The sequence below is a fragment of the Klebsiella sp. 141251 genome (genome assembly GCF_050600725.1).
Taxonomy (GTDB): domain Bacteria; phylum Pseudomonadota; class Gammaproteobacteria; order Enterobacterales; family Enterobacteriaceae; genus Klebsiella; species Klebsiella aerogenes.
On the sequence record NZ_JAQIRG010000007.1, the window covers coordinates 117,692 to 136,663 of the forward strand.

Annotated in this window: 17 protein-coding genes and 1 other RNA gene; 8 read left to right on the plus strand and 10 right to left on the minus strand. The window is 56.1% G+C overall.

Annotated elements, in window-relative coordinates; all coding sequences use genetic code 11:
• Positions 1–2 precede the first annotated feature (2 nt).
• Positions 3–110: antisense sRNA RprA (rprA, locus tag PGR09_RS16835), an RNA gene on the plus strand.
• 83 nt (positions 111–193) lie between these two features.
• On the opposite strand, the gene ppsA is transcribed toward rprA, so the two are convergent.
• Positions 194–2,572, minus strand: coding sequence for a phosphoenolpyruvate synthase (gene ppsA, locus PGR09_RS16840; protein ID WP_015367026.1), 2,379 nt, complete (start codon positions 2,570–2,572; stop codon positions 194–196).
• 330 nt (positions 2,573–2,902) lie between these two features.
• Between ppsA and ppsR the strand changes: the two genes are divergently transcribed.
• The 3 genes from ppsR (at position 2,903) to hemP (ending at position 5,287) form a co-directional block, all read left to right on the plus strand.
• Entirely contained in the window at positions 2,903–3,736 is an 834-nt protein-coding gene (ppsR, locus tag PGR09_RS16845) for a posphoenolpyruvate synthetase regulatory kinase/phosphorylase PpsR (RefSeq protein WP_015367027.1), read from the plus strand.
• Between the two features lie 154 nt (positions 3,737–3,890).
• Entirely contained in the window at positions 3,891–4,937 is a 1,047-nt protein-coding gene (gene aroH / locus PGR09_RS16850; protein ID WP_047078818.1) for a 3-deoxy-7-phosphoheptulonate synthase AroH, read from the plus strand.
• Between the two features lie 170 nt (positions 4,938–5,107).
• Entirely contained in the window at positions 5,108–5,287 is a 180-nt protein-coding gene (hemP, locus tag PGR09_RS16855) for a hemin uptake protein HemP (RefSeq protein WP_161799839.1), read from the plus strand.
• A gap of 28 nt (positions 5,288–5,315) precedes the next feature.
• Here the strand turns inward: hemP and selO are convergent, their stop codons facing one another.
• From selO to PGR09_RS16875, 4 genes are all read right to left on the minus strand, one after another.
• Positions 5,316–6,758, minus strand: coding sequence for a protein adenylyltransferase SelO (gene selO / locus PGR09_RS16860; RefSeq protein ID WP_430916330.1), 1,443 nt, complete (start codon positions 6,756–6,758; stop codon positions 5,316–5,318).
• Between the two features lie 113 nt (positions 6,759–6,871).
• Positions 6,872–7,336, minus strand: a complete 465-nt coding sequence (locus PGR09_RS16865) for an NlpC/P60 family protein (RefSeq protein WP_045396070.1) — start codon at positions 7,334–7,336, stop codon at positions 6,872–6,874.
• Between the two features lie 81 nt (positions 7,337–7,417).
• Positions 7,418–8,167 (minus strand): vitamin B12 ABC transporter ATP-binding protein BtuD, encoded by a 750-nt coding sequence (gene btuD / locus PGR09_RS16870; protein ID WP_430916331.1) that lies wholly within the window; start codon positions 8,165–8,167, stop codon positions 7,418–7,420.
• Positions 8,167–8,718 carry a glutathione peroxidase gene (locus PGR09_RS16875; RefSeq protein ID WP_042893936.1) on the minus strand — a complete coding sequence of 184 codons (552 nt, stop codon included), beginning with the start codon at positions 8,716–8,718 and terminating at the stop codon, positions 8,167–8,169. The genes btuD and PGR09_RS16875 overlap by 1 nt, the downstream gene beginning before the upstream one ends.
• 231 nt (positions 8,719–8,949) lie before the next feature.
• Between PGR09_RS16875 and PGR09_RS16880 the strand changes: the two genes are divergently transcribed.
• A complete protein-coding gene (locus PGR09_RS16880) occupies positions 8,950–9,750 on the plus strand; it encodes a MetQ/NlpA family ABC transporter substrate-binding protein (RefSeq protein ID WP_045362713.1) in 801 nt (266 codons plus the stop codon).
• 36 nt (positions 9,751–9,786) lie between these two features.
• Here the strand turns inward: PGR09_RS16880 and btuC are convergent, their stop codons facing one another.
• Positions 9,787–10,773: a vitamin B12 ABC transporter permease BtuC gene (btuC, locus tag PGR09_RS16885; RefSeq protein ID WP_045396058.1), complete on the minus strand. Its 987-nt coding sequence runs from the start codon at positions 10,771–10,773 to the stop codon at positions 9,787–9,789.
• A gap of 127 nt (positions 10,774–10,900) precedes the next feature.
• Positions 10,901–12,334, minus strand: a complete 1,434-nt coding sequence (locus PGR09_RS16890) for a gluconate:proton symporter (protein ID WP_045396055.1) — start codon at positions 12,332–12,334, stop codon at positions 10,901–10,903.
• 277 nt (positions 12,335–12,611) lie between these two features.
• On the opposite strand from PGR09_RS16890, the gene PGR09_RS16895 reads away from it, so the two are divergent.
• From PGR09_RS16895 to PGR09_RS16905, 3 genes are read left to right on the plus strand one after another with little or no spacing between them, the layout of a single operon-like run.
• On the plus strand, positions 12,612–13,526 hold the full coding sequence (locus PGR09_RS16895; protein ID WP_045396052.1) for a LysR family transcriptional regulator: 915 nt from the start codon (positions 12,612–12,614) through the stop codon (positions 13,524–13,526).
• 38 nt (positions 13,527–13,564) lie between these two features.
• Complete coding sequence (locus PGR09_RS16900) at positions 13,565–14,830, plus strand: D-amino acid dehydrogenase (protein WP_325897858.1); 1,266 nt, start codon at positions 13,565–13,567, stop codon at positions 14,828–14,830.
• Positions 14,827–15,180: a RidA family protein gene (locus tag PGR09_RS16905; RefSeq protein WP_430916332.1), complete on the plus strand. Its 354-nt coding sequence runs from the start codon at positions 14,827–14,829 to the stop codon at positions 15,178–15,180. Before PGR09_RS16900 ends, PGR09_RS16905 begins: the two co-directional genes overlap by 4 nt.
• A gap of 57 nt (positions 15,181–15,237) precedes the next feature.
• Here the strand turns inward: PGR09_RS16905 and ihfA are convergent, their stop codons facing one another.
• The 3 genes from ihfA to pheS are packed head-to-tail and all read right to left on the minus strand — an operon-like array spanning position 15,238 to position 18,928.
• The gene (gene ihfA / locus PGR09_RS16910) at positions 15,238–15,537 is read right to left on the minus strand and encodes an integration host factor subunit alpha (RefSeq protein WP_015367042.1); all 300 of its coding nucleotides are present in this window, start codon (positions 15,535–15,537) and stop codon (positions 15,238–15,240) included.
• 4 nt (positions 15,538–15,541) lie between these two features.
• Entirely contained in the window at positions 15,542–17,929 is a 2,388-nt protein-coding gene (pheT, locus tag PGR09_RS16915; protein WP_430916334.1) for a phenylalanine--tRNA ligase subunit beta, read from the minus strand.
• A 15-nt stretch (positions 17,930–17,944) separates the two neighbouring features.
• A complete protein-coding gene (pheS, locus tag PGR09_RS16920; protein WP_015367044.1) occupies positions 17,945–18,928 on the minus strand; it encodes a phenylalanine--tRNA ligase subunit alpha in 984 nt (327 codons plus the stop codon).
• Positions 18,929–18,972: the final 44 nt, after the last annotated feature.

Sequence of the window (18,972 nt, forward strand, 5' to 3'; positions counted from 1 at the left end):
CCACGGTTATAGATCAAGATATTGATTTATAAGCATGGAAATCCCCTGAGTGAAACAACGAATTGCTGTGTGTAGTCTTTGCCCATCTCCCACGATGGGCTTTTTTTTACGTCAAAATCAAATAGCGAAACGTTGCTGAAGGCAAAAAAAATCCCCGGCATCTCTGCCAGGGATTGTGCTAGCCGCGTTGAACTTATTTATTCAGTTCAGCCAGACCTAACCAGGTTTGCACCACGGTATCCGGGTTCAGGGACAGGCTATCGATCCCCTCTTCCATCAGCCAGGCGGCAAAGTCTTCGTGGTCGGACGGACCCTGGCCGCAGATGCCCACGTATTTGCCCTGTTTTTTCGCCGCGCGGATGGCCATCGACAGCAGCGCTTTCACCGCGTCGTTGCGTTCATCAAACAGCTCAGACACGACGCCGGAGTCGCGGTCAAGGCCCAGCGCCAGCTGCGTCATATCGTTCGAACCGATCGAGAAGCCATCGAAGTACTCGAGGAACTGCTCCGCCAGAAGCGCGTTCGACGGGATTTCACACATCATGATGATCTTCAGCCCGTTTTCGCCGCGCTTGAGCCCCTGACGCTCCAGCTCTTCGACCACCGCTTTCGCCTGCGCGACGGTACGTACGAACGGCACCATCACTTCCACGTTGGTCAGCCCCATGTCGTTACGCACGCGTTTCATCGCTTCACACTCCAGCGCGAAGCAATCGCGGAAGCTTTCTGAAACGTAGCGTCCGGCGCCGCGGAAGCCAAGCATCGGGTTCTCTTCTTCCGGCTCGTAACGCTCGCCGCCCACCAGGTTGGCGTATTCGTTAGATTTAAAGTCGGACAAACGCACGATCACCCGTTTCGGGTAGAAGGCGGCGCCAAGGGTAGCGATCCCTTCGGTCAGGCGGCCAACGTAGAACTCTCTCGGTGAGTCGTAGCCTTTCATCAACTCGCGGATTTCGTTCTGCAGGCCCGGTTCCTGGTCGTCAAACTCCAGCAGCGCGCGCGGGTGAACGCCAATCATGCGGTTAATGATAAATTCCAGACGCGCCAGCCCCACGCCTTCATTCGGCAGGCAGGCGAAGTCAAAGGCGCGATCCGGGTTGCCGACGTTCATCATCACCTTCAGCGGCAGGTTTGGCATCTCGCCGACGCTGGAGCTCTTCACGCTGAAGTCCAGTAACTCTGCGTAGACGTAGCCAGTGTCGCCTTCGGCACAGGAAACGGTGACATTCTGGTTTTCCTGGATACGGTCGGTCGCATCGCCGCAGCCGACCACCGCCGGGATCCCCAGCTCACGGGCGATAATCGCCGCGTGACAGGTACGTCCGCCGCGGTTGGTGACGATCGCCGAGGCTTTCTTCATGATCGGTTCCCAATCCGGGTCGGTCATGTCGGTGACCAGCACGTCGCCGGGCTCAATGCGGTTCATCTCACTGATATCGTGAATAACCTTAACCGGGCCGGCGCCGATGCGGTGGCCGATGGCTCGCCCTTCGGCGATGATCTGCCCCTGGGCATGCAAGGTATAACGCTCCATCACCTGACCGCGTGAACGGACTGTTTCCGGGCGCGCCTGGACGATAAACAACTTACCGGTGTGGCCATCTTTCGCCCACTCGATATCCATCGGACGGCCGTAATGCTTCTCGATCTGCACCGCCTGCTTCGCCAGCTCTTCCACTTCCTCGTTGGTTAACGAGAAAACATCGCGCTGCGCCTGGGGCACATCTTCAATCCGCACCTGCTTGCCGTGTTCCTGAGTCGGCGCGTACACCATGCGGATTTTTTTCGACCCCATGGTACGGCGCACGATAGCCGGGCGGTTAGCCGCCAGGGTCGGTTTGTGAACGTAAAATTCGTCCGGGTTCACCGCGCCCTGCACCACCATCTCGCCAAGCCCCCACGCCGAGGTGATAAACACCACCTGGTCGAAACCGGACTCGGTATCGATGGAGAACATCACGCCGGAGGAGGCCAGGTCGGAGCGCACCATCCTCTGCACCCCGGCGGATAGCGCCACGCCGCGGTGATCATAACCCTGATGCACGCGATAGGAGATCGCGCGATCGTTAAACAGTGAAGCAAATACGTGCTTCACGGCAACGAGCACGGCGTCAAAGCCCTGCACGTTGAGGAATGTCTCTTGTTGGCCGGCGAAGGAGGCATCCGGCATATCTTCCGCCGTCGCCGAAGAACGCACGGCAAACGAGGCCTCGGCGTCATCGGCGGACAGCAGGTCATAAGCTTCGCGAATCGCGTTTTCCAGTTCGCTCTGGAAGGGGGTGTCGATGATCCACTGACGGATCTGCGCGCCCGCTTTCGCTAATGCGGAAACGTCGTCAATGTCGGTTTCATCCAGCAGTGCATAAATGCGCTGGTTAACGCCGCTTTGGTCCAGGAACTGATCGAAAGCATCAGCGGTGGTGGCGAACCCGTTTGGCACGGAGACACCCATACCGGACAGGTTAGTAATCATTTCACCAAGGGAGGCATTTTTGCCCCCAACTCTGTCTACATCATTCATGCCGAGTTGGTTATACCAAAGCACCAGCGGTGACGAGCCATTGTTGGACATCGAGACAATCCTTTTGTGATTTAATACAAATTATAGAAAACACACGATCGACTACGGTATTCATCCTGACATATTTATGCCGCTGAAAAAAACGGTGAATCGTTCAAGCAAATTAATTTTCTGTTTTTAGGATTGTTTTCCGGAATTCCCTAACTATATGATTAAAATGGATTCTATTGATATTTGATACAAATAGTGTGCAAAAACAGAAACTGAACCTGCCATTTCATTAAAAACAAAAATAGCGTTTCATTTTTTTAAGTGAGACAAAGGTTAAAGCTCTGTGCTTAAATTTACTCTGCTTTTAGATAATTATACCGGATGGTCAAAATGGACAGTGCTGTAGATCGCCACGTATTTTATATTTCTGACGGTACCGCTATTACGGCGGAAGTTTTAGGCCATGCGGTAATGTCGCAATTCCCGGTGGCCATCAGTAGCGTGACATTGCCGTTCGTCGAAAATGTCAGTCGCGCCCGGGCGGTAAAAGAGCAAATCGATGCCATTTTTCAACAAACCGGCATCCGTCCGCTGGTCTTCTATTCCATCGTTATCCCCGAAATTCGCGACATAATTTTGCAAAGCGAGGGTTTTTGTCAGGATATCGTGCAGGCGCTGGTAGCCCCGCTGCAGCAAGAATTACATCTGGATCCCACGCCGGTGGCTCACCGCACCCACGGCCTGAATCCCGGTAACCTGATTAAATATGATGCGCGTATCGCCGCCATCGATTACACGCTCGCCCATGACGACGGCATTTCGCTGCGTAATCTCGATCAGGCGCAGGTGATCCTGCTCGGCGTTTCGCGCTGCGGTAAAACACCGACCAGCCTGTACCTGGCCATGCAGTATGGTATTCGCGCAGCTAACTACCCTTTTATCGCCGACGATATGGACAATCTGGTTCTCCCGGCCTCGTTAAAGCCGCTGCAGCACAAGATGTTCGGCCTGACGATTAACCCGGAGCGCCTGGCGGCAATCCGCGAAGAGCGCCGGGAAAACAGCCGCTACGCCTCATTGCGCCAATGCCGCATGGAAGTAACTGAAGTCGAAGCGCTATATCGCAAAAACAAGATCCCCTGCCTTAACAGTACCAACTATTCGGTAGAGGAAATTGCCACCAAAATCATGGATATCATGGGGCTGAATCGCAGAATGTACTAATACACTAGTACATTATTGAAAATTTGTTTATGCTATCGCTCGTGGCCTATACAGGATCATGCCCTGCTCTTGCAATAAGCAGGGATTGGTTTATCGTGATGCGCATCACTTCCCGGCATTTTCGCCGCGGAAGAAACAGATTTTTGAGACCCCAATGAATAAAACAGACGAATTGCGTACCGCGCGCATTGAAAGCCTGGTAACGCCCGCGGAACTGGCGCAGCGCCATCCCGTGTCGGCCGAGGTTGCCGCCCACGTCTCCGCTTCCCGCCGGCGGATTGAAAAGATCCTCAACGGCGAAGACCGCCGCCTGCTGGTGATTATCGGCCCCTGCTCCATTCACGACCCCGAAGCGGCGCTGGAATATGCGCGCCGCCTGCAGGGCATGCGCGAACGTTACCAGCCGCAGCTGGAAATTGTCATGCGCACCTATTTCGAAAAACCGCGCACCGTCGTGGGCTGGAAAGGACTCATTTCCGACCCTGACCTCAACGGCAGCTACCGGGTCAACCACGGCATTGAACTGGCGCGTCGTCTGCTGCTGCAGGTCAACGAGCTGGGTATCCCCACCGCCACCGAATTTCTGGATATGGTGACCGGGCAGTTTATTGCCGATCTGATTAGCTGGGGCGCCATCGGCGCGCGCACCACCGAAAGCCAAATTCACCGCGAGATGGCCTCGGCGCTCTCCTGCCCGGTTGGTTTTAAAAACGGTACCGATGGCAACACCCGCATCGCGGTCGACGCGATACGCGCCTCGCGCGCCAGCCATATGTTCCTGTCGCCGGATAAACAGGGCCAGATGACCATCTACCAGACCAGCGGTAACCCGTACGGCCATATCATTATGCGCGGCGGTAAACGGCCGAATTATCATGCAGCGGATATCGCCGCCGCCGGTGAAGCGCTACGGGAATTCGATCTCCCTGAGCAACTGGTCGTCGACTTCAGCCACGGCAATTGTCAGAAGCAGCATCGCCGTCAGTTGGAAGTGTGCGCCAATATCTGCCAGCAGATCCGCGATGGATCCACCGCCATTGCCGGGATCATGGCGGAGAGCTTCCTCGCCGAAGGAACGCAAAAAGTGATCCCAGGTCAGCCGCTGACCTGGGGCCAGTCGATTACCGACCCGTGCCTGAGCTGGGAAGATAGCGAAAAAATGCTCGCTGAACTAGCTGCAGCCACCGCTACACGGTTGTAATCCCTTCCCCCGCCGCGCTCGCGGCGGGTTTTCACCGCTCGCCGTTCATCCTCTGCGCAATAGCTACCTGAAATGGTAAGCCACGACAAAAAAGGCTTGCCGTGAAAATTAACATTACTGATAATGATTATCATTGTTTCTTTTATTTTTATTTTGGTGCTATGACGCGTATGGATAACACTGCCACAGCAGAGAAAACAAAAGACAATGCTCCCTATCCTATTGCCAGCGATCGCCAAATCAGCAGCCGGACGCTGTTAGGCCCGGAAGGACGCGTGGTGATCGAACATGACGGCCAGCGCTATCTGCTGCGCCAGACCCACGCCGGTAAGCTAATTTTGACCAAATAAAACCCCGCGCGATGGCGAGGCTTTACGGTTAGCTGGAGCAGCTCACTTCCAGATGTTTTCCCCAATCAGGCGGGCGGCTGGCGTAATCATCAGTACGATCGGCGAACGGCTGCGCGAGGGCTTCATGCAGACGTTCCAGCTCGCGCATATCGCCAGCTTCGGCCTGTTCTATCGCCCGCTGCGCCAGCCAGTTACGTAGCACCACCGCCGGGTTGACGCCCTGCATCCGCTGCTGGCGTTCGCTATCGTCGATCTGTTCATCGCGCAGCCGCGCCCGGTAGTCGGCAAACCAGCTATCAAACGCCGCGCGGTCGATAAATTCATCGCGCAGCGGCGATGCCGCGCTGTGCTGCTCGCTTTGGCTCAGCATCCGGAAGGTACGGGTGTAGTCACTCCCTTCACGCTCCATCAGGCTGAACAGTCCATCAAGCAGTGTGTTATCGCCGGTTTGCTGAGTATAGAAGCCGAGTTTGTCGCGCATGCGGCGGCCGTAGGCGGTCAATAAGGCATGCTGATAGTCATCCAGCACCGCGTTCAGCGAGTCGGCGCTGATAAACGGCGAGAGCGACTGGGCCAGACGCTGCAGGTTCCACAACCCTACCGCCGGTTGGTTATCAAAGCTGTAGCGCCCCTGGTAATCAGAGTGGTTACAGATAAACCCGGGCTGGAAATCATCGAGGAAACCATACGGACCATAATCCATGGTCAGGCCAAGAATCGACATATTATCGGTATTCATCACCCCGTGGGCAAAGCCAACGGTCTGCCAACTGGCTATCATCTCCGCGGTGCGCGTGACAACGTCACGGAACCAGAGAATATACTTATCCGCCTCCTGCTGCAGCTGCGGCCAGTGGTGGTCAATCACATAATCTGCCAGCTGCTGCACTTTTTCCGCTTCGCGACGATAATAAAAATGTTCGAAATGGCCAAAGCGTACGTGGCTTTCGGCGATGCGCATCAGCATCGTGCCGCGTTCTTCGCGTTCGCGGTAAACCGGCGTGTCGCTGGTCACCATCGCCAGCGCGCGGGTAGTGGGAATGCCCAGCGCATGCATTGCTTCACTGGCAAGGCTTTCGCGGATAGTCGAGCGCAATACCGCCCGGCCATCGCCCATTCTCGAATAGGGCGTCAAACCCGCGCCTTTAAGATGCCAGTCAAAACGTTGACCATTCGGCAACTGCTGCTCGCCAAGCAAAATGCCGCGTCCATCGCCAAGCTGGCCGGCCCAGGCGCCGAACTGATGGCCGCTATAGACCTGCGCCAGCGGCGACATTCCCGGCAGCAACGCTTCGCCGCCCCAGACGCCCGCCCCATGTTGCGGTTTAAATAACGTCTCCGGGACGCCCAGCGTTTGCGCTAAAGCGGTGTTGCGCCAGATGAGACGCGCGTTATCCAGCGGCGTGGGCGCCAGCGATGTGTAAAAACCCGGCAGCCGATCGCGCCAGTGAGTAGTAAAAGACAGGGTCATGGTTCCTCCTGCCGCCAGTGTAGTGCCTTAAACAGGGGATTAACACGGGCGAACTGCAGGGTTATGGCAATTAAAAAAGGGAGCCATCGCTCCCTTTTTTCGCCGAATGCGGGTTAAATGCGCCTCGCCTGCCAGAATTTCTTGTTCCAGTAGACGTTGTCCAGCGACGAGCGGGTAACGCCCTGGCTGGTGGAGGCGTGAATAAATTGATTGTCGGTATCATAGATACCGACGTGCAGGCCGCTTTCGCCGGAGCCGGTTTTGAAGAACACCAGATCGCCGGGCAACAGATCGCTTTTATCAATGCGGGTGCCGATTTCCGCCTGCTCACGAGTTTCCCGCGGCAGCTGCATGGCGAATTTATCGCGGAACGTGCGTACCACAAAGCCAGAGCAGTCGACGCCGCGCGGCGTCATGCCGCCATAGCGGTACGGCGCCCCACGCCAGTTACGCAATTGCTCATTGAGATTCGCTACCACGGTAATGGAATCAGCCAGCCGTGGATTCGGCGGCGGCGCCCGGTGGCTGCTACAGCCTGCCAGCACCATCGCCGCAATAAAAATGAACCACACACGCATCTCAGACGATTCCTCTGTTCCCTGTCCTGTTATTGAAATAATTTAGCCTGTTTAGCGGCTTACAGGCAAGATCCTTAACCGCTACTGTGACGCCACGAGCATGAGATGACCCGCGACTTCCACCCGCTGAAACGCGATATGATAAGCGGCGGTCAAATTCTCTTCACTTAACACCTCATACGTTTCTCCGCAGGCAATCATCCGCCCCTCACAAATGAGCCACGCCCTCTGCGCATGACGCAGCGTATGGTTGAGATCGTGGCTGCTCATCACGATAGCGATCCCCAGCGCGCTCAGCGACGCCAGCACGCTATCCAGCGCCGCCTGCTGCGCGACATCGAGGCTGTTCATCGGTTCATCTAACAATAACAGCTGCCCGGCGGGATTCGCGCGGCGGTGAATCTGCAGGATCACCGCCGCCAGACGCACCCGCTGCCACTCGCCGCCGGAGATCTGGTTAACCTGACGCCCCAGCTTATCGCTTAACCCCAGTTGCCCGGCTATCTCGTTGAGCACCCCCTGAGGGGCGCTGTCTTGCATATGTAACGACAGATAGTGCCACACCGGCATCGCAAAGGGCGGAAGTTGTTGCTGACTCAGATAGGCGCGATGGCGGGCAAGCTCCGCCGCGGGCCACTGATCCAGCGCCCGCTGGTTAAGCGTAATCAGACCAGGGCCGGCGGTCAGCCCGGCCATCCGCGCCAGCAGGGTACTTTTGCCCGCGCCGTTCGGCCCCACCAGATGGACTATCTCTCCGGGCCGAACGTCAGCGGTAAACGGCGACAGCCGCCCCGCTTCCGCTACATCCTGTAGCTGCATCAAAAACGGCATTATTGCGCTAGCGCTCCTTTTACCGCAGCCAGCAGCTGCGGGTCGTCCGGCGTCATATCCGGCGAGAAACGCTGAATCACCTGACCATCGCGGCCCACGAGGAATTTTTCAAAGTTCCACAGGATATCGTCAACGTACAGCGGCGCGCGGCCTTTACTGGCCATCCGCTCATAGAAACCGCTCCCTTCTGGCGCGACGGCCTTCGGCGCGGCGGCAATCAATTTTTGATACAGCGGCGCGCGATGTTCGCCGTTGACGTCAATTTTACTGAACAGCGGGAAGGTGACGCCGTAGGTCACGCTACAGAACGTTTTAATCTCTTCTTCGCTGCCCGGCTCCTGGCCGAGAAACTGATTACAAGGGAAGCCAAGGACGCTGAATCCCTGCGGGGCAAACTCTTCTTGCAGCGCTTCCAGTTGCTCATACTGCGGCGTGAGGCCGCATTTTGAGGCCACGTTGACGATCAGCAGCACCTTTCCGGCGTACGCCGCCAGGGTGGTTTTTTCGCCATCGATGGTCGTCACTTCGGTATTAAGAATGTCGTGTTGCATAGCCTTCCCTCAGTCAATAATGCAGGTTAAGGAGATCCCTATCTACTGTAGCGGATTCAACGCGCTTGATTCTACTTTGATTCGCGGGCAAATGTCGCTTGATGTGACAGCGCTGCGCTTGCCGACGACAACATGAATTCCTCTCAATATCCGCAGCGGACAAATCAGTGTACAGTGTGAAAAGTATGTAATAGTGTTTCGTTACTTGTTAATTTATGAGAGTTTTTAGAGATGAAGAAGTTATTAAGCTCGGTGTTAATCGCCACATCGGTGGCGCTGTTATCCGCCTGCTCTCCGGACGATAACAATAAGGTTAAAGTCGCGATCAATACCGGCCCGGATGAAGCTATCTGGAAAGTCGTGGAGCAGGTAGCAAAAGACAAATATAACCTTGACGTTGAGGTTATCTCTTTCAATGATTACGTGTTGCCGAATGAAGCGTTAAATAATAAAGATGTCGATGCTAACGCCTTCCAGACGCTGCCCTATCTCGAGGCGCAGTCGAAAGAGCGCGGCTATAAATTCGCTATCGTCGGTAAAACGTTCGTCTTCCCGATTGCCGCCTATTCGCGCAAAATCAAAAATATCAGCGAACTGCCTGACGGCGCGACCGTCTCTATCTCTAACGAAACCACCACCCTCGGCCGCAGCCTGCTGCTGTTACAGGCACAAGGATTAATCAAGCTGAAAGATGGCGTCGGCTATCTGCCCACCACGCTGGATATCATCGATAATCCGAAACATCTGAAGATTGTTGAAGTCGATACTCCGCAGCTGACCCGTACGCTCGACGATCCGAACGTTACGCTTGCCATCATCAACACTAATTTCTCGGCGCAGGTCGGTTTATCCGCCGCCCGCGATGGCCTGTTTATGGAAGGCCCGGATTCACCTTATGTGAATGCGATCGTGTCGCGCGAGGATAATAAAGACAGCAAGAAAATTCAGGAGCTGAAAGAGGCCTTCCAGACCAGGGAAGTCGCCGATAAAGCGCAGGAAGTCTATAAAGGCGATGCCATCAAAGGCTGGTAATCGTCACCCGACGCCGTCCACTATGACGGCGTCTCCCTACCCCCGTCGCCCCGAACGCAGCAGCAACCAGATGAACACCGGCGCCCCCAGCGTCGCCGTCACCACGCCGATCGGTAATTCCGCCGCCGATAACGCCAGACGGGCGATGATATCGGCGCCGAGCAGCGCGCTGGCGCCAGCTAACAGGCAGGCGGGAAGCAGCACCCGATGATCGCTCAGGCCGCACAGGCGCAAAATATGCGGGATCACCAGACCAATAAAGCCAATCGCCCCCGCCAGCGCCACGCTGACGCCGACCAGCCAGCCGGTGGCCACCACCAGTAGTTTTCGCCATAACCACAGCGGCAGGCCGAGCTGACGCGCCGAGACTTCGCCCAACGCCAGTAGGTTCAGCGGCTGCGACTGCCAGCATACCCACAGCAGCACCGGTATTAGCGCCAGCATCAGCCACAGCTGCTGCCAGTCGACGCCGCCAAAACCCCCCATCATCCAGTACATCAGCTGGCGCAGGTCAAAAGAGGTTGAGAAATAGACCGCCCAGGTCATCAACGCGCTACAAATAATGCCGAGCGCCACGCCCGCCAGCAGCAGACGGCTGGTGGACAGGTGGCGCCGGGCGAAACGGAGCAGAATAAAGGTAATCAGCAGCGCGCCGGCAATGGCGCACAGCCCCAGCGCCCACATGGGTAACACGCCGTGGCCTAACAGCACGGCGGCAATCAGCCCAACGCCCGCACCGTTAGAAACGCCCAGCAGACCCGGTTCCGCCAACGGGTTTTCAAACAGCGCCTGCATGATCGCCCCGGAAAGCGCCAGCGCCGCCCCCACTAACAGCACCGCCAGCGTGCGCGGCAGGCGGATTTGCCAGATAAACAGCTCGCCTTTGGCGCTAAACCACTCCTGCGGCGGGATCCACTGGTCACCGGCGCACAGGCTAATAGTCAATGTGACGAGCAGAATCAGCGTTAAGGCGGTTAGCCAACGACGGTTATGGCGCTGTTGAATATCGACGAAGGTCTGCATAAGTCCCGGAGGCAAGTGAGCGAGGTGATTGATTTTACGGTGGCGATGGCGGGGAGAAAAGGAAAAACGCAGAGCAATCTTCACGCAGACGTCAGTGCTCGCCAGGACGCCTGCGTGAAAACGGAAGTTACACCAGTATCTGGAACAGTAGCGCGAAGAGAATGATATTCGCCACCACAATCGCCCAGCCGTTATACAGCATGTATTTCAGATGGGTAGACTGCGCCAGCCCCATCTGACCGAACATATCCGAAGAGGGGAATGGGCCAAACCAGTCGACCTGCGAAGAGGCCAGCAGCACCGCAGTGGTTCCCTGCGGCGGTACGCCGGCGGCCATCAGCATCGGGCCGAAAATTTTGTGGGTGAAGGTCATCTGCGCCACCGCCGCCCCCGGTACGTGACCAATAATATTGAAAGCGAAGATGCAAAAGCACAGCCAGGCAGGCGAAATGCCTTCCAGCAGCGGCTGGGTATAGTCGAGCAGCCCCTGATAGGCATGAAGGCCATCCATCAGCTCCAGGATCGGGTTATACAGCCAGTAGAGAATAAACATCCACACCAGACGGCCACAACCGTGGTACAGCGCCTGCAGGATCTGCGTCGGGCGCAGGCCGCCCACCAGCCCGGTAATCAGGGCCACCAGCAGCATCACGATAATCGCAAAGCTGAATCCGGCTTTGATCACCACGCCAATGACCGCCATTACAATAATCGTTGCCGCGAAAGCCAGCGCGCTAAGCTTACGCCGACGCAGCTGCGCGGCGCTCAGTGCTTCTGTTGGCTTCTCCGTGAGATCGACTTCATAGCGCAGTTTACCTTCGGTCATCTTCTGGATCCGCCCCGCCATCACCCAGCCGGCCAATAACGTGACTGCGCTCATCGGCAGGCCAACGTACAGCAGATAATCAGGATAGCTCAATCCGCCGAGGCTCAGGATGGTGACGGTACTGGGCGTAAACGGCCCGGTAAACAACCCCACCGAACCGGCGGTCATCATCAGCGCAGCCACCGTCGGCGGCGTTAAGCGTACCGCAGCCGCCACCGGGATGATCACCGCGACGATAATCGCGTTACCACCGGCCATTGTGCCCAGCGAGCCGCAGATTAAAATCGAAGATACAACGATGCCGAACTTCACCCGCGTCTGGCTGGAAAGGCCGATGCGGTGAACCACAAATTTCACTAACTCAACCGCGGCGCCGGTACGGGTGGCGACTTCACCCACGCCGGCGCCGAGCATAATAATTAACCCGACGGTGGCAATAAACGAACCGGTGGATTTCGCCAGCATGGTGCCCATTTCCGGCAACCCGGTCGAGGTCATAATCATGGCGATGATAATCGAAGAAATCACCGCCAACACAATATCGACGCCGACCAGCGACAGCACCGCTAACGCCACTAATGGCGTAAAGCCCAACAGGCCGAGTTCACTGCTCGGGCGGCCATGGCACCACCACGCGGTTAACACAAAAAGCACCAATAACAGGCCAATAACAACGTTTTTTCTCGTGATATTTCGTCTGGCGAGGGTATTGCCAGCGAGCGTTGAGTCACTCATATAACTCCTTAAAGCCATTAAAACCGACCGCAATTGCAGGTTGGCGTATTCGGGCCTGCTCAGAAAATATCCCCCCTCGTTATCATTATTGGCTTCATGGCCTGAGGGTTTGCAGGGTACAAAGGGAATGGTTCTGAGAACGTAAAAGACCGCCTGAAGACGGTACCAGCAGCGCAATATGTAACCGAAGCGCTGATTGGCGATTAAATTTATGTTAATTTAGTGTTAGTGGAAAATGACTTTTTATCGGCAAGCTATAACCCTGAGTTAACTGTTCATGAAACTGCGCCATCTGGAAATCTTCTACGCCGTGATGACTTGCGGCTCTCTCTCACGCGCGGCGGAATCGCTGAATATCTCCCAGCCGGCCGCCAGTAAAGCGTTAAAAAACGCCGAGCTTAAGCTCGGCTTTAAGCTGTTTCAGCGGGTACGAGGCAAGCTGCTGCCGAGTAGCGAAGCGCTCACACTTTTTGAAAAGGCGCAGAGCATTTATCAGGATCTCGATAACCTGCGCCTGCTGGCCGATAATCTGGCCCGCGACCCGCGCGCCAAGATCGCCTTAGGCTGTTTACCAAGCCTCGGATTAAGCCTGGTGCCGGAGCTGGTGACCGATTTTTATCAGCAAAACAGTAATCTGGTGATGACCTTAACCACCGAGCATACTGAGACGTTGGTCAAGAAATTGGATCTACGCGAAATAGATTTAGCGCTGACGCTGCAGCCGGTCCAGCAGGGGGAGATCATCACCACCCTGATTGCCGAAGTGCCGCTGGTCTATATCGACCGCGACTACCGGCAAGGCGCGGTGGACATCAAGGAGATCGATCAGCAGCGCTGGATCTCGCCGGGGCCGCATTCGCTCTCTGCCGCCATCGCCACTCGCCGTGACTTTTCCACCACCCGGCTTAACGTGCAGACCTATTACATGGCCACCGAGTTCGTGAAGCGCGGCATCGGCTGCAGCATTACCGATATTTTCTCGGCGCGGCATAATCTGTCGCCGGAAATGATTCACCCCATTACGCCGCCGATGAAAATTAACCTTTGCCTGCTGCGTCGCGCCGATGTTTCGCTCAGCCCAATCACGCAGAAATTTGTCGATTTTCTGTGTCGACAGCTGCGTCAACAGCTCAAAGAAATTAACCTGCAGTTATACCCTGACCATAAAAAGTCAATTGCGCCGCAAGGGTAAATGCTTTGACATAACCGCAAGATATTTATCAGCGGTGGATATATCAGGTTATGAAAAAACGCATTGTGATTATCGGCGGCGGCGTGGTGGGACTGGCCACCGCCTGGGTATTAATTAAGAGCGGACACCAGGTTCAACTGCTGGAGCGCAACGCCGAGCCGGGCAGCGCCACCAGCTTTGCCAACGGCGGGCAGCTAAGCTACCGCTACGTCGCGCCGCTTGCCGACCGCGGCGTCCCCCTGCAGGGAATTAAATGGATGGGCAAAGCCGATTCGCCGCTGAATATGCGCCTGCAAATGTCTTTCCAGCAGTGGCGCTGGCTGTTGCAGTTTCTGCGTGCCTGCAATAGCCAAAGCAACAAAATTAACGGCGATCATATTTTGCGCTTATCCCTGCTCAGTCGTCAGGTCATGCAGTCGTGGCTTGATGAAGATAATCTTGCCGATTTTCACTGGCGGCGTAGCGGCAAACTTATTATCCATCGCCGGGAATATGACTTTCATAAAGCGGCGAAAGGAATGAATCCGCAGTACCAGCATGCGCTAAGCGCCGAGGCCTGCCTGCAGCTGGAACCGGCGCTGAAACACATCAGCCATTCGCTACAGGGCGGGATTTATTCACCGGGAGATGAAACGGCAGACTGCCATAAATTCTGTCTCGCCCTGCTCGACAAACTCAATGCCAGCAGCAACTTCAGCCTGCTCACCCACTGCGAGGTGCTCAAGCTCAATAAACGCGACGGGCGCATCAGTTCGCTTGAGACCAGCCGCGGTACGATAACCGGCGATGATTATGTCGTCGCCGCCGGCAACGGTAGCGGCCCGCTGCTGGGTCATCTGGGCGTGCGCGTGCCGCTGTGCGCGCTGAAGGGATACAGCCTGACCCTTCCCTACCCTAAAGAGGCCGGGATCGCGCCGGATATCAGCGTGACCGACTACGGACACAAAATCGTTTACGCCCGCCTGGGAGAACAGTTGCGCATCGCGGCGATGGTGGATATCGGCTACGACGGGGATGAACTACGTGATAGCCGCGTTCATGCGCTGAAGAAAATCGTCGCTAGCAGCTTTCCCGATCTGCAGGGGCTGGATGAGGCCGAAGCCTGGACCGGTATGCGTCCGTCGACGCCCGCGGGCCCACCGATGCTGGGGCGCGCCGGATACCAGAATCTGTGGATGAATCTCGGCCAAGGTAGCCTTGGATTTACGCTCGCGGCCGGCAGCGCCGTGGTGCTGGGAGCGCTCCTCGATGGCGAAGCGCCGGCAATTTCTTTAGATGGTCTGACATGGAAACAATCCGCATGACAATTATACGTAATAATCCGCAACCCCGACTTTCCGCCAGCGTCGAATATGGCAATCTGGTGTTCCTCTCCGGCCAAACGCCGAAAAGCAGCACTGATGATATTGCGCTGCAAACCCGCGAAGTACTGGAGAAGATCGACGCCCTGCTGGCCGCGGCCGATAGCGACAAGCAGCACATCCTTTCCGCACAAATCTGGCTTAAAGATATCTCACGCGATTTTGCGGCGTTTAATGAGGTCTGGGTGAAGTGGATGCCGGAAGGCCATAGCCCGGCGCGGGCAGCCGTTCAGGCCGAGATGGCGCGGCCAGATATTCTGGTGGAGATCATGGTCACCGCCCTAAAAGCGTAAGATAAATTAGGTAAGAAAAAAGGCCGCATAGCGGCCTTTTTAATTAGTCAGTCCAGATTATTTCTCTCTGGGTGAAGCGTTTTCGACACGGCTTTTTAACTTCTGTCCGGGTCTGAAGGTCACCACACGCCGGGCTGTAATGGGAATATCTTCCCCCGTTTTCGGGTTACGTCCCGGGCGTTGGTTCTTATCACGCAAATCGAAGTTGCCAAACCCGGAGAGTTTTACCTGTTCTCCGTTTTCCAGAGCACGACGGATCTCTTCGAAAAACAACTCTACCAGTTCTTTGGCATCCCGCTTGCTAAGCCCAAGCTTATCAAACAGATATTCTGACATTTCAGCTTTTGTAAGCGCCATAGGTTCAATCCCTCAATGATGCCTGGAATCGCTCTCTTAATGCCTCTACACATTTGGCAACGGTAGCGGCAATCTCCTCTTCTTCGAGTGTACGGCTGGTATCCTGAAGGATCAGGCTAATCGCAAGGCTCTTAAAGCCTTCCGCCACACCCTTACCACGGTACACGTCAAATAAGTTTACGCCAACTACCTGATTTACGCCAACTTTCTTACATTCGGCCAAAACATCGGCTGCAGGGACGTTTTCCGCGACCAGTACCGCGATATCGCGACGGTTCGCCGGGAAGCGGGAAATTTCGCGCGCCTGAGGCACCACGCGGTCTGCAAGCTTGTTCCACTCAATTTCAAACACCAGAGTGCGGCCGTTGAGATCCAGTTTACGTTCCAGTTCCGGATGAACAACCCCAATGAAACCAATGCGTTCACCTTTCAGATAAATCGCCGCGGATTGTCCCGGATGCAGTGCGGTAGCCGCTTCTGCGCGGAATTCGATATCGGCTAATTTACCGGTCAGGTCAAGAACAGATTCCAGATCGCCTTTCAAATCATAGAAATCGACGGTTTCTTTTGCCAGGTTCCAGTGCTCTTCGTAGCGGTTACCGCTAATCACCCCGGCCAGCATCACATCCTGACGAATGCCCAGCGGCGCCTGCGTATCCGGCACGAAGCGCAGACCGCTCTCAAAGATGCGTACGCGGCTCTGTTGGCGGTTCTGGTTGTAGACGACGGTGCCCAACAGACCGGTCCACAGCGACAGGCGCATCGCCGACATTTCACTGGAGATCGGGCTTGGCAGAATCAGCGCTTCTTCACCGGCATGGATTAGCTGCTGTACTTTCGGGTCAACAAAGCTGTAGGTAATGACTTCCTGATAACCTTTGTCGTTAAGCAGCGTTTTCACGCGCTTCAGCGACAGGTCCGCTTCACGGTGAGTACCCATGATCAGACCCGCCTGTACCGGCTCGTCAGGAATGTTGTTGTAGCCGTAGACACGGGCCACTTCTTCAACCAGGTCTTCTTCGATCTCCATATCGAAACGCCAGCTTGGCGCAACGGCCTGCCACTCGTCCTGACCAACGGTCACTTCGCAGCCCAGGCGCTGCAGAATATCGCTCACCTGCGCGTCATCAATATGATGGCCAATCAGGCGATCCAGCTTGCTGCGGCGCAGGGTGATGGTGGCGCGTTTTGGCAGCGTCTCTTCGTTGGTCACATCGATAATCGGACCGGCTTCACCGCCGCACAGGTCGATCAGCAGACGGGTTGCACGCTCCAGCGCTTTATACTGCAGGGCCGGGTCGACGCCGCGCTCGTAGCGGTGGGATGCATCGGTGTGCAGGCCATGACGGCGCGCGCGACCGGTGATAGACAGCGGGCTGAAGAACGCGCATTCCAGCAGCACGTTCTGGGTTTCGTCGTTAACGCCGGAATGTTCGCCGCCGAAGATACCGCCCATCGCCAGCGCTTTATTATGGTCAGCAATGACCAGCGTATCGCTGTCGAGCTTAGCTTCAGAGCCGTCCAGCAGCACCAGCGTTTCGCCCTCTTTCGCCATCCGCACCACGATACCGCCGTCAATGCGGTCGCGGTCAAAGGCGTGCATCGGCTGGCCCAGCTCAAGCAGCACGTAGTTGGTCACATCAACCACCGCATCGATGGAGCGGATACCGCAGCGACGCAGTTTCTCTTTCATCCACAGCGGGGTTGGCGCTTTGACGTTGATGCCTTTCACCACGCGGCCCAGATAGCGCGGGCACGCCTGCGGCGCGTCAACCTGAATCGGCAGCACGTCATCGATGGTGGCGGCAACCGGAGTGATTTCCGGCGCGTTCAACGGCGCTTTGTTCAGCACAGCGACATCGCGCGCCACGCCGATGATACCCAGGCAGTCGGCGCGGTTTGGCGTAACGCTGATTTCAATGGTGTTATCGTCAAGCTTGAGGTATTCGCGAATATCGGTACCGATCGGCGCATCGACCGGCAGTTCGATGATACCGCTATGGTCGTCGGAAATACCCAGCTCGGAGAAAGAGCACAGCATCCCTTCCGACGGTTCGCCGCGCAGTTTCGCCGCTTTAATTTTAAAATCGCCCGGCAGTACGGCGCCAATGGTCGCGACGGCCACCTTCAGCCCCTGACGGCAGTTTGGCGCGCCGCAGACGATATCCAGCAGACGCTCGCCGCCGACATTGACTTTAGTAACGCGCAGTTTGTCAGCATTCGGATGCTGGCCGCACTCGACCACTTCACCGACGACCACGCCGTTGAAGCTACCGGCAACCGGCTCAATGCCGTCAACTTCCAGGCCCGCCATGGTAATCTGATCGGACAGCGCTTCGCTGTCGATCGCCGGGTTAACCCATTCGCGTAACCACAGTTCACTGAATTTCATTGTTCTGTCCTGCCCTTATTTAAACTGTTTGAGGAAACGCAGATCGTTTTCGAAGAATGCGCGCAAATCGGTCACGCCATAACGCAGCATGGTCAGACGCTCCATGCCCATGCCGAAGGCGAAGCCGGAGTAAACTTCCGGATCGATGCCGACGTTACGCAGAACGTTCGGGTGCACCATGCCGCAGCCCAGTACTTCCAGCCATTTACCGTTTTTACCCATAACGTCAACTTCTGCAGACGGTTCGGTGAACGGGAAGTAGGACGGACGGAATCGTACCTGCAGATCTTCTTCGAAGAAGTTATTCAGGAAATCGTGCAGGGTACCCTTCAGATTGGTGAAGCTGATGTTCTTATCGACAATCAGACCTTCCATCTGATGGAACATCGGGGTGTGGGTCTGATCGTAATCGTTACGATAGACGCGGCCCGGCGCGATAATACGAATTGGCGGCTGCTGGTTTTCCATGGTGCGGATCTGTACGCCAGAAGTCTGAGTACGCAGCAGACGGGTCGCATCGAACCAGAAGGTATCGTGGTCAGCGCGCGCCGGATGGTGACCCGGAATGTTCAGCGCATCGAAGTTATGATAATCATCTTCGATTTCCGGGCCAGTCGCCACGGTGAAGCCGAGTTCGCCGAAGAAGTTTTCGATACGGTCGATAGTGCGGGTAACCGGATGCAAACCACCATTTTCGATGCGGCGACCCGGCAGCGAAACGTCGATGGTCTCTGCGGCCAGACGGGCATTGAGCGCGGCGCCTTCCAGCTCAGCCTTACGCGCGTTCAGCGCCTGCTGCACCTGCTCTTTCGCTTCGTTAATGACCGCACCCGCTGCCGGACGCTCTTCCGGCGGCAACTCACGCAGGGTGGTCATTTGCAGGGTCAGATGCCCTTTTTTACCCAGATATTCAACGCGGACGTTGTCCAGCGCGGCAACATCTGATGCCTCGTTAATGGCTGCCTTGGCACTGGCAACCAGCTCTGCGAGATGTGACATGGTTTTCCTCATTATGTCGGTGCAGACACCGGTTTTAGTGAAAT